Raw genomic sequence first — 11,531 nt, 5'->3', positions numbered from 1 at the left:
CGGGCGCCAACGTCGTGCCGGGCCGCCGGCCAGACCTCGGCGATCCGCAGATGCAGCACCACCACCGCGACCCGGAGCACGACCCGGGGCTGCGGTGGCGGACCGGTCCAGCCGGCCAGCGCGCGGATCACCGCGTCGGCGTGGCCGAGCGCCTCGGGGTGCCGCCCGCGCTGCCAGGCGAGGCGGGCCAGGCCGAGGCTCGCCTGGGCGGTCTCGATCTCCTCCCCCTGGCCGGGGGCCGCCGTCTCGACCAGCCGCCGCTCGGCCGCCGGGTCGCCGCCCAGGGCGAGCTGCACGTCCAGCATCACCTGCACGGCACGGACGTCCTGGGTCGCGCCGATCAGCTCCATGTGGTGCACGCCACGCGCCAGCCACGTCGTGGACCCGCCGCCGTCGGTGACGGTCAGCGCCTGCCCGACGGCCTGCGCCGCCATCGCCATCCCCCAGTGGTCACCGGCCGCCCCGAACCGCCGGTACGCCTGCTCGGCGTCGGCCAGGGACGCCGCCGGCAGGCCGCCGCTGTCCCGGATCGCCGCGCGGGCGAACAGGCCGAAGCCCTGCACGTACGGGTCGGGATGCTCGACCAGCACGGTGGTGCTCGGCATCGCCAGCTCCGGGTCGAGCTGGTCGAACGCCGGCAGCACCGAGGCGAGCACCGCGTGTCGGGAGGACACCTCCCCGGGCCGTTCGGTCAGCAGCCGGCGCAGGGCCCGGCGGGCGATCACGGTGAGCCGCACCGGGCCGCTGATGCCGGCGTTGACCGCCACCAGCAGGCACATCCAGGCCAGCCGGTCGGCGTCGGGCAGCGGTCGGCCGCCGGTCCGGCCGGAGACGATCGCGGAGCCGCAGCGCCGGTCGGGGGCGTCGAGGTGCAGCAGACCCCGGGACCAGCCGGAGACCTCCAGGTGCAGGCCCCGCACCGTCCACAGGTGGAACAGCGGGGTGGCGATGTCCACCGCGGCCGGTTCGTCGTCGTGCCCGAGCGCCCACCGCAGGCCGGCGACGAGGTTGTCCTGCTCGGCGGCGCACCCGGCGAACGCGTCGAGCTGGTCGGGGCCGATGAACCGGTCGAGCAGCCCGACCGCCTGCCGTCGGGCCCAGCCGACCAGGCCGGCCGTCGCCGGGGCGCGGTCACCGGCCGCGTCGAGCCGGGCCTCGCCGTACTCGCGGACGGTCTCCAGCATCCGGTAGCGGGGTGGACCGTCACCCTCGACGAGGGTCAGCAGGGACTGTTCGACCAGCCGCGCCAACCCACGCCGGACGTCGGGCAGGCCGGCGACGGCGGCGGCGAGGTCGGCGGTGAACGGGGCGGGGACCACCGCGACCCGCTGGAGCAGGTCCCGGTCGGCGGGGGCGAGCAGTTCCCGGCTCCAGTCGACCATCGCCCACAGGCTCGCGTGGCGCTCCGGCAGGCCGCGCAGCGCGGCGTCGAGCAGCGCGAACCGGTCGGTCAGCCCGGCCAGCACGTCGTCGATCGGCATGTGCCGCAGCCGGGCGGCGGCCAGTTCGAGGGCCAGGGGGAGATTGTCGAGGCGATGGCACAGGGCCAACGTCCGGTCGGTGTCCCAGGTGGGCACCGCACCACCGGCGCGGGCCCGGGACTCGACCAGCGCCACCGCGTCGGCGTCGGGCAGCGCGGTCAGCCGGTGCACCCGTTCCCCGACCAGGCCCAGCGGCGCCCGGCTGGTCGCCAGCACGGCCACCTCCGGTGGGCTCACCGCGACCAGGTCCGCGACGACCGCCGCCACCGGGTCCAGCAGGTGTTCACAGTTGTCCAGCACCACCAGGCCGTCGAGATCCGGCGCCAGGGCACGCAGCCGCTCCGGCGGGGTGAGCACCCGGCGGTCGAGGCCCAGGGTGCCGCCGGCCGTCGTGGTGTCCGCCCCGCCGAGAGCAGCCAGAACGGCGGGCAGCACCTCCTCGGCGGCCCGCAGCCCGGCCAGTTCGATCACCCGGGCCGGCCGTCCGGCCGCCACCGCCCGACGTACCACCTCGGCGGCGAGCCGGGTCTTGCCCGCGCCGCCGGTGGCCACGACCGTCACCAGGGCCGCGCCGGTCAGCGCCGCCTCCACCGCCTCGACGTCACGGTCCCGGCCGACGAGCGCGGTCACCGGCCGCCGCCACCCGGACGGCAGCACGGTCCGGGTCGCCGCGACCGGCGACGCCGGGCCGGTCGGGGTGGCCAGCTCGCCCCGCAGCAACGCCAGGTGGACCTGGTTGATCAGCGGCGACGGGTCGGTGCCGTAGCGGTCGGAAAGCTCGGTGCGCAGCCGCGCGACCACCTCCAGGGCCTCGGCGTCGCGCCCCTGGGCGGCGAGCATCCGGACCAGCAGGGCGGCCGACGGCTCGTCCGGCGGGGTCCGCGCGACGAGCCAGCGCAGGTCGCTGTCGTCGTACGGGCCGGGGCCGGTCAGCGCCGCCTCGGCGCGCAACGCGACGACGTCGGCGAACAGCCGGGCGGTCGCCCCGGTGTCTGACTGCGGGACCTCGGGGAACAACATCCGGGCCGCGTCGGCGGCGTCCCGGGCGGCCGGCCCGGCACCGTCACGCAGGACGGCCCGACCCCGCTCCAGCAGCGACCGGGCCCGGACGGCGTCGACGGTGACCTGGTCGGCGGGCAACCGGTAGCCACCCGGGACGGCGACCACCGGCAGTCCGAGCCGGCGTACCCGGGAGACCAGGGCCTGCACCGCGCCGGTTGCGTCGTCCGGTGGTGCGCCGTCCCACACCGCGTCCACCAGCAGCGGGGTGGAGACCGCCCGGCCCCGCGCGTCGACCAACGTGCGGATCACGGCGGCGAGCCGTTCACCCCGGACCGGCCGGCCGTCGACGGCGAGCGGGCCGAGGATGCTGATCTGCACGGCTCCAGCATCCCTCACCGGGACACCCGGCCGACGCCGTCCCCCCGGTTCAGCGGCGGGTCCGCCGCGACCTGGCCACCCCGACCAGCGCCGCCAGCAGCAGGCCGACGCCGATCACCCCGACCCCCAGCAGCAGCGACCGGGTTGCGCCGACGCCGCCCCGGGGCCCCGGGGCGGGGGCCGCGCCCGGGGACGCCGCCGCCGGTGCTCCGGTGGACGCCGTCGGGGCGGGCGGGGACGACGCGGCCGGCGTGGGGGTCGACGGGCGGGCGTAGCGCAGCACCGTCGGCAGGGTGCCGGGCGGCTGACCGGCGGTCTCGGAGACGGTGAGCAGCCAGCGGCCGTCGCGGCTGTAGCTGACCGACTCGCCCTGCGGCTCATCGGGCAGCGCCACGGTCCGGGGCGTGCCGCCGGTGAGCGCGCCCACCACGTCGCCGTCGGTCACCTCGTACTCGAAGGCGTCGGCGTAGGTGCGCAGCACGACCCGGCGGCCGTCCGGGGCGACGGCCCCGCCGGTGACCAGCCGACGGCCGAAGAACGAGTACGGGTTCGGGGTCGTGGTGAGCGGCAACCGGACCTGCCCGGCCAGCGTCAACGGCACCGTCGCGCCGGCCCGCAGCGGCCCGGCCGGCACGTAGACGCCGGCGCTGCCGCCCTGCTTGGTCACCACCACCGGGCGACCGGCCCCGTCGAGCAGCAGCGCCTCCGCGTCGTGCGCCCCGTCGGGGTACGTCAGGCGGTGCAGCACCGGCCGGCGGGCCCCGGGCGCGAGCTTCCACAGCGCCACCGTCGACCGGGTCCGGTCGTTGTCGCCGATGTCGGCGACCCAGACCGTGCCGTCCGCGCCGAGCGCCAGGTCCTCGGTGTCGCGGGGCCGCGACGGGTAGGCCACCGTGCGCACCACCGCGCACCGGGTGTCGAGGAAGAAGATGCGCCGCCGGGACGCCTCGTCGGCGCCGTCGTTGACCATCACGAACCCGGAGTCGGTGGCGGCCATGCCGGAGATCTCGGTCAGCCGCCCGTCGCGGACCCGGCACACCGTGGCCGGTGGCGCCGCGCGGGCCGGGGCGGGGACGGCCACCGTCGCCGCGCCGACGACGAGCAGCGTGGTGAGCAGCGTCGACACGCGGATGGCCGGCCGCCGCGTCATCGCCCCTCCCCCGCCGTGGCCGACGACGCCCGCCGCCGACGATCCGAGCACAGGAGCTTGCCGGTCGTCGTAGGCCGCGTCAATGCCGCCACCCCGCCGGGCACTGAGGTGTACGCCACCGCGTCGCGGCCGCGTACGGGCCGGTGCGGGCGGCGGCCGGTGACTAGCCTGGGTCGGTGCCTCCACGCCTGCCCCACCCGGACCCGGGCACGCCGGACACGGCGGGGCCGCTGCGGTACATCTGGTGGCTGGTCCGCTGCCAGCCGTGGCGGGTGCTGCGCGGGTCGCTGTTCGGCACGGTCTGGATGGTGGGGCTGTCGGTGCGGCCGTTCCTGGTCGCCCGCGCCGTCGACGACGGGCTGCGGACCGGCGACACCGCCGCGTTGCTCGGCTGGGTCGCCGCGATCGTGGTCGCCGGGGCCGCGCTGGCGTGGGCGGGCATCATGCGGCACCGGACCATGACGTTCATCCGGGAGGACGCCAGCGCCCGCTCGGCGGCCGTGCTGCTGCGTCAGCTCGCCCGGGTCGGGGCGGTGCTGCCCCGCCGGCTCGCCGCAGGTGACGTCGCCACCGTCGGCGGGTACGACATCGTGCGCACCTCGCAGGTGCTCACCCTGACCGGCCCCGGCGTGGGCGCGGTGCTGGCGTACGCGGTCGCGGCCGTGGTGCTCTGGTCGATCGACCCGGTGCTGGCGCTGGTGACGCTGCTCGGGGTGCCGGTGATCGCGCTGGTCGTCGGCCCGCTGCTGCGCCGGCTGGAGCGGGCCGAGGCGGTCTACCGGCAACAGCAGGGCGAGCTGACCACCCGGGCCGACGACATCGTCGCCGGCCTGCGGGTGCTCGCCGGGGTGGGTGGCCGGCACCTGTTCGCCCGCCGGTACGCCGCCCGGTCGCAACGGCTGCGGGCCGAGGGCTACCGGGTGGGTGCGGTGCTCAGCTGGGTCGACGCGCTGACCGCCGTCATCCCCGGGCTGTTCCTCGCCGTGGTGGTGTGGCTGGCCGCCCGCACGGCCGTGACGGGCGGGATCACCGTCGGGCAACTGGTGGCCGTCTACGGCTACGTGGCGGTGCTCATCGTGCCGGTCTGGTTCCTGCTGGAGGGCAGCTACCAGTTGATCCAGGGCCGGGTCGCCGCCCGGCGGATCGTCGACCTGCTCCGGCTCGCCCCGGACCCGGTGGGCGGCCCGACGACCCGTCCCGCCCCGGCCGGCCCGGCCCCGCTGCACGACCCGGACAGCGGGCTGACGGTCCCGGTGGGCGGTTTGGTCGGCGTCGCCGCCGACGACCCGGCCGACGCCGCGGCCCTGGCCGACCGGCTGGGCCGGTACGTCACCGGCGCGGTCACCTGGGGCGGGGTCGCGCTGACGGCCGTCGACCTCGACGAGGTGCGCTCCCGCATCCTGGTCGCCGACCACGACGGGTACCTCTTCGCCGGGACGCTGCGGCAGATCCTCACCGGTCCACACGGCACCGTCGACGACGCCCGGATCGACGCGGCGGTGCACGTGGCATCGGCCCGCGACGTCGTCGAGGGGCTTCCCGACGGGCTCGACGCCCCGGTCGGCGACCGGGCCCGTACCCTCTCCGGCGGCCAGCGGCAGCGGGTCCGGCTGGCCCGTGCCCTGCTCGCCGACCCGGAGGTGCTGATCCTGGTCGACCCGACGTCGGCGGTGGACGCGCACACCGAGGCCCGGGTCGCGCAGCGCCTGCGGCAGGCCCGGACGGGTCGCACGACGGTGCTGCTGAGCACCTCACCGGTGCTGCTCGGGCACGCCGACACGGTCGCCCACCTGCGCGCCGGCCGGATCACCGGCACCGGGACGCACACCGCGCTGCTGGCCGCCGACCCGGACTACCGGCGGCTGGTCTCGCGGACCAGCGGCACCGACGACACGCCGGTGGGGCGGGCCGGACGGTGACGAAGCTCCCGGTCGCGAGTGCGGCGGTGGTCCGGCGGGCCGCCCGCGACGTGCTCGCCGGTGACCGGTGGGCGGTCGTCGGGGTGCTGGCGTTGCACAGCGCCGCCGCCCTCGCCGGGCTGGCCGCGCCGTGGCTGATCGGGCGGATCGTCGACCAGGTCACCGCCGGGGCCGGGGCGGGCGCGGTGGACCGGCTGGCGCTGGCCATCGGCGGTTGCGTGCTGGTGCAGGGGCTGCTCGCCCGCTACGCCCAGTACGCCGGGCACCGGTTCGGTGAGCGGGCCGTGGCGCGGCTGCGTGAGGACTTCGTGACCCGCCTGCTCGGCCTGCCCGTCTCGGTGGTCGAGCACGCCGGCACCGGTGACCTGGCCACCCGCAGCTCGGTGGACGTGTCCACGGTGGGCACCATGCTGCGTGACGTGGTGCCGGTGCTGGTCATCGCGGGGACCCAGTTGACGCTGCTGTTCGGCGCGGTGTTCCTGCTGGACCCGCTGCTCGGTCTGGTCGCGCTCGCCGGGTTCCCGTCGATCGGGCTGGCGGTCCACCGGTATCTGCGCCGGGCCACCCCCGCCTACCTGGCCGAGGGGGCGGCGACGGCGGAGCTGACCGAGGCGCTGACCACGACCGCCGAGGGTGCCCGCACCGTCGAGGCGTTGCGGTTGGGCCGTGACCGGGTCGCCCACGGCACCGCCCGAATCGGCGCGGTGTGGACCACCCGACGGGCCACCCTCGCCCTGCGGTCGGCGTTCTTCCCGGTGGTGGAGGGCAGCTATCCGCTCCCGATCGCCGCCGTGCTGCTCACCGGGGGTGTCCTGCTGTCGCGGGGACGGGTCAGCCTGGGTGAGGTGGTCGCCGCCGCGCTCTACCTGCAACAGGCGATCGACCCGCTGGACCGGCTGTTGCTGTGGGTGGAGCAGGCGCAGCGCGGCGTCGCCTCGTACGCCCGGGTGCTCGGGGTGGGGCAGGTGCCGCCGGAGCCCCGGGGCCGGGCGGCCCTGCCCACCGGGCGCGTGGTGCAGGTGCGCGGGGCGACGTTCCGGTACGCGGACGGCCCGCAGGTGCTGCACGGCATCGACCTGACGGTCGCCGCGGGCGAACGGCTGGCCGTGGTCGGCCCGTCCGGGGCGGGCAAGTCCACCCTGGCCCGGTTGCTCGCCGGCATCGACGTGCCCGCCCGGGGGGTGGTGAGCCTCGGCGGGGTCCCGGTCACCGACCTCGACCCGGCCGAACGCCGCCGCCGGATCGCCCTGGTCACCCAGGAGCACCACGTCTTCCTCGGTACGCTGCGGGACAATCTGGCGTTCGCCGCGCCCGGCGGCACCGACGCGCAGTTACGGGCCGCCCTGGCCGCGGTGGGGGCCGACTGGTTCGCCGACCTGCCGGACGGCCTCGACACCCCGCTCGGGGCCGGAGTGCGCGACCTGGGCCCGGCCGAGGCCCAGCAGCTCGCGCTGGCCCGGCTCGTCCTGGCCGACCCGGACATCCTGATCCTCGACGAGGCGACCGCCGCGCTGGACCCGACGACCGCGCGGCGCACCGAGCGGGCACTCGGTGCGGTGCTGGCCGGCCGGACGGTGATCGCCATCGCGCACCGGCTCAACACCGCGCACGACGCCGACCGGGTGGCGGTGCTGGAGGACGGCCGGATCACCGAGATCGGCCGACACGACGACCTGGTCGCCGCCGACGGCGTCTACGCGTCGCTGTGGCGGTCCTGGCACGGCCACTGACAGGGGCCGGCCGCGCCGCTGATCAACCCGGGCACGGTTTCCGGCACCCCGGGACGTGCCGGAGCAGTGCGGTGAACCTCGGCTCACGGGTCCGGGCGGCGACCACCGTCCACCGCCCGACCCCGGTGCCACCATCGCCGATGTGCCCCGCCGGCCCGGCGTAATCACCTTGTCGCCCCACCGGTCGGCGTCTACTGTGCGGTGATGCTCTCGGGACCCCTGACGTTGACCCTCGATGCCCGAGATCCGGACCGACTCGCGCGATTCTGGGCCGGCCTGCTCCACCGGGAGGTCGTCGAGGACACCACCGGTGGTGCGCTCCTGCCCGGCACGACGACCCAGCTCAGCCTCCGGTTCGTCCCGAGCCCTGCTGAGAGGCGCGGGCCGAACCGGATGCACCTGCACCTGGCCAGCACCAGCCCCGACGACCAGCGGCGGCAGGTGGCGGCCGCGCTGGACCTCGGCGGCACCCACCTCGACGTCGGGCAGCGTCCCGAGGAGGGGCACATCGTGCTGGCCGACCCCGAGGGCAACGAGTTCTGCGTCATCGAGGCGGGCAACGGTTTCCTCGCCGGGTGCGGTCCGCTCGGCGAGATCGCCTGCGACGGCACCCGGGAGGTCGGCCTCTTCTGGAGCGAGGCGTTGGGCTGGCCGCTGGTCTGGGACCAGGACCAGGAGACCGCCGTCCAGTCACCGCACGGCGGCACGAAGGTCGCCTGGGGCGGCCCGCCCGTGGCCCCGAAGCAGGGCCGCAACCGGCAACGCCTGGACCTCGCGCCCGAGGGCGACCAGCAGGCGGAGGTCGACCGACTGGTCGCCCTCGGGGCCACCCGGCTCGAGGTCGGCGCGGCCGGCGACGTCGTGCTGGCCGATCCGGACGGCAACGAGTTCTGCGTGACGGCGAGCTGACCGCCAGGCCGTTCGCCGGGGCACCCCCGTCGACTCACGGCCCGTGCCGGCCGATCGGGTCAGTCGAGGATCGTGACCGTGGTGAGTCGACTCAGACCGGAGATGGTCAGGACGCTGGCCAGCAACGGGTTCGCCACCACCGACAGGCCGTCGACGTGGGCGAACAACGCGGCCAGAGCGGCGCTGTCCAGGTACTCCACGGCGGTCAGGTCGACGGTCAGCCGGTGCCCGTCGACGACGGCGTCGGCTATCGCCGCCCGGAACTCGTCGGCGTTGCTCATGTCGATCTCGCCGGTGACGGTCAGCACCGGCGCGCCGTCGGCCTGCCGGCCGGTGGCCAGGCCCAGGGGCGTGTTCATGCGGGGATCCTCGTGTGCAGCTCGACGGTGGTGCCGGCGTCGGTGGTCCGGATGTCCACGTGCGACATCAACGCGCGCATCAGGTTGATGCCGCGTCCCCGGTCGTGGTCTATCTCGGGCACCTTCCACCGTCCGGAGTCGACCACCGTGACGAACAGGTCGGTGCCGGCGGCCACCGCGAGCAGCCGGATCAGCCCGGGACGGGCGTCGCGGTGGCCGTGCTCGACCGCGTTGGCGCAGGCCTCACCGGTGGCCACCAGCACGTCCTGGGCCAGGTGCGGGTCGGCGCCGGTGCGGCGCAACCACTGGCGCAGGGTGGAACGCACCGGGGCCATCTGCGAGCGGTCGGCGGGGAACGACAGTTCCAGCGGTGCCGGATGGCGGTAGAGCAGCAGGGCGATGTCGTCGTACCCGCCCTGCGGGGTCATCCGCCGCATCACCCGGTCGGCGAGCTGCTCCACCCCGGCGGTGTGGTCCTCCCGGACGGCGGAGGCGGCCTGCGCGATCCCCGTGTCGAGCGACTGGCGGCGGCGTTCCACCAGACCGTCGGTGTAGAGCAGCAGCACGGCCCGGGCCGGCACGATGCTCGTCGCGTCGGGGCGGCCACCGCGCGACGGGATGCCCAGCGGGCTGCCCCGGCCGTCGGCCAGCAGTTCGGTGTGGCCGTCGGGGTGGGTGAGGATCGCCGGTGGGTGCCCGGCGCTGCTGTAGGTCAGCTTCCCGGTCTCCGGATCGAGGATGCCGCAGAACACGGTGGTGCAGGCCGCGCCGGGCAGCATCCGGGCGAACCGGTCCAGGGCGGTGAGCACCTGCGCCGGGCCGGACGCCTCCAGCAGCAGGGCCCGGCAGGCGCTGCGCAGTTGCCCCATCACGGCGGCGGCCGGCAGACCCCGGCCGACGCAGTCGCCGACGACGATGCCGATCCGGCCGTCGGGCAGGGTCACCGCGTCGTACCAGTCGCCGCCGACCTCGAGGGGGCGGGTCGCCGGCTCGTAGCGGACGGCGAACCCGGCGGGGAGCTCGGCGGGGCCGAGGATGGAGCGTTGCAGGGCGACCGCCACCTCACGTTGCTGGTCGGTGGCGTGGGCCCGGTGCAACGCCTGCCCGAGCGCGCCGCACAGCAGTAGCAGCAGCATCTGGTCCTCGGTGCCGAAACCGCGCGCCGGGTCGAGTTCGAGCCAGATCACCAGCGGCCCCTGCGGCGAGTCGACAGTGGTGCCGACACCGGCGGGCCGGGACCCGGTGGCCGGGTCGATGGTGATCCGCAGGGGTGGCTGCGTCCGCAGCGTGGTGACCGTCTCGCGGACCGGGCCGGACAGTTGCTCCCAGTCGGTGCCGGGGGCGGCGGTCACCGTCGGCGTGCCGTCGGGCGCCCAGCGGACGGCGACCGCCCGGTGGGCCTGCCAGAGCTGGCTCAGCTCCTCGATGCCGGCGCGCAACGCCTCGCTGGTGCTGGCCGCCCGGGACAGCCGCTGGTTGAGTGTGCTGAGGGCGGTCTCCCGCTGTACCGCGTACCGTTCGGCGGTGACGTCGCGGATGGTGCCGACGACCATCCGCCGTCCGTGGTCGTCGGTGACCGCGTTGAAGGCGACCGCCGTCCAGAGGCGGTGCCCGTCGCGGTGCCGCAGCGGCACCACGAACGATCCGTGGGAGACGGTCATCGCCTGGGCGAACGCGTCGGCCACCAGCCGGTTCGCCGAGGCGTCGGCGACGTCGTCGGGCCACCACGGGTAGCGGGGGCGGTAGGGCAGGCCCTCGGGGCCGTACCCGAACAGTTCGGCGAAGGCGGTGTTCATCTCCACCAGCGCGCCGTCGGCGTCGAGGACGAAGAACCCCTCCTGCAACGAGTTGATCATCGCGGCCCGCCAGTTGGCGTGGTGGTTGCGCAACCGGGCCAGGTCGACGTTGGCCCGGACCCGGGCCAGCAGTTCCTCGGCGGAGAAGGGTTTGACCAGGTAGTCGTCGGCGCCCGCCTCCAGTCCCTCGACGGCGGCCTCCTGGCCGGCGCGGGCCGACAGCAGCAGCACCGGCACCCCCATGGTGCGGGGTTCGGCGCGCAGCGCGGCGACCAGTTCGAGGCCGTCCAGGCCGGGCATCATCACGTCGCTGACGATCAGGTCGGGCGGTGCGGTGCGGGCCCGGGCCAGCGCGGCGAGCCCGTCGCCGACGGCGGTGACGTCGTAGCGCGACCGCAGCAGCCGGTGCAGGTACTCGCGCATGTCGGCGTTGTCGTCGGCGATCAGTACCCGGGGCCGGGCCGCGCCGGGCAGGCCGGCCGGTGCCGGCTGCGGCACCGGCGGGTCGTCGGTGTCGGCGGCCGGCAGCCAGCGCAGCGCCTCCTCGACGAACGGTTCGGCGCTGTCCGACGGCACGGGCGCGCCGACGCCGGTGACGACGTGCTCGGCGGGCAGGTGGGCGACGCCGTACGGCAGCCGCACGGTGAAGGTGGTGCCGACGTCCGGGGTGCTGTCCACGGTGATCGTGCCGCCGTGCAGGCCGACCAGTTCCCGGACCAGGGCCAGGCCAATGCCGCTGCCCTCGTGGGACCGGGACCGGGCCTGCGGCACCCGGTGGAAGCGTTCGAACAGCCGGGGGATCTCGTC

7 protein-coding genes are annotated in these 11,531 nt (G+C 76.1%); 3 read left to right on the top strand and 4 right to left on the bottom strand.

The window, feature by feature from the left end; translation table 11 throughout:
* Nucleotides 1–2,861: BTAD domain-containing putative transcriptional regulator (locus ACOJTC_RS26370; protein WP_420118910.1), on the bottom strand; the 2,861-nt coding region annotated here is incomplete at its 3' end.
* A gap of 49 nt (nt 2,862–2,910) precedes the next feature.
* The gene (locus ACOJTC_RS26365) at nt 2,911–4,011 is read right to left on the bottom strand and encodes a hypothetical protein (RefSeq protein ID WP_420118909.1); all 1,101 of its coding nucleotides are present in this window, start codon (nt 4,009–4,011) and stop codon (nt 2,911–2,913) included.
* 176 nt (nt 4,012–4,187) lie between these two features.
* Between ACOJTC_RS26365 and ACOJTC_RS26360 the strand changes: the two genes are divergently transcribed.
* The 3 genes from ACOJTC_RS26360 (at nt 4,188) to ACOJTC_RS26350 (ending at nt 8,569) form a co-directional block, all read left to right on the top strand.
* Nucleotides 4,188–5,930, top strand: a complete 1,743-nt coding sequence (locus ACOJTC_RS26360; protein WP_420118908.1) for an ABC transporter ATP-binding protein — start codon at nt 4,188–4,190, stop codon at nt 5,928–5,930.
* The gene (locus tag ACOJTC_RS26355) at nt 5,927–7,660 is read left to right on the top strand and encodes an ABC transporter ATP-binding protein (RefSeq protein ID WP_420118907.1); all 1,734 of its coding nucleotides are present in this window, start codon (nt 5,927–5,929) and stop codon (nt 7,658–7,660) included. Before ACOJTC_RS26360 ends, ACOJTC_RS26355 begins: the two co-directional genes overlap by 4 nt.
* Before the next feature lie 204 nt (nt 7,661–7,864).
* Nucleotides 7,865–8,569 (top strand): VOC family protein, encoded by a 705-nt coding sequence (locus ACOJTC_RS26350; RefSeq protein ID WP_420118906.1) that lies wholly within the window; start codon nt 7,865–7,867, stop codon nt 8,567–8,569.
* A gap of 59 nt (nt 8,570–8,628) precedes the next feature.
* Here the strand turns inward: ACOJTC_RS26350 and ACOJTC_RS26345 are convergent, their stop codons facing one another.
* Both ACOJTC_RS26345 and ACOJTC_RS26340 read right to left on the bottom strand, forming a co-directional pair.
* Nucleotides 8,629–8,928 carry an STAS domain-containing protein gene (locus ACOJTC_RS26345; RefSeq protein ID WP_420118905.1) on the bottom strand — a complete coding sequence of 100 codons (300 nt, stop codon included), beginning with the start codon at nt 8,926–8,928 and terminating at the stop codon, nt 8,629–8,631.
* Nucleotides 8,925–11,531, bottom strand: a 2,607-nt coding sequence (locus ACOJTC_RS26340) for a SpoIIE family protein phosphatase (protein ID WP_420118904.1), incomplete at its 5' end; no start/stop codon positions are given. The genes ACOJTC_RS26340 and ACOJTC_RS26345, both read right to left, overlap by 4 nt.

The organism is Micromonospora sp., assembly GCF_048594385.1.
Classification (GTDB): Bacteria; Actinomycetota; Actinomycetes; order Mycobacteriales; family Micromonosporaceae; genus Micromonospora; species Micromonospora wenchangensis.
Note: the sequence above shows the minus strand (reverse complement) of the source record. Positions and strands in the feature narration are given on the sequence as shown.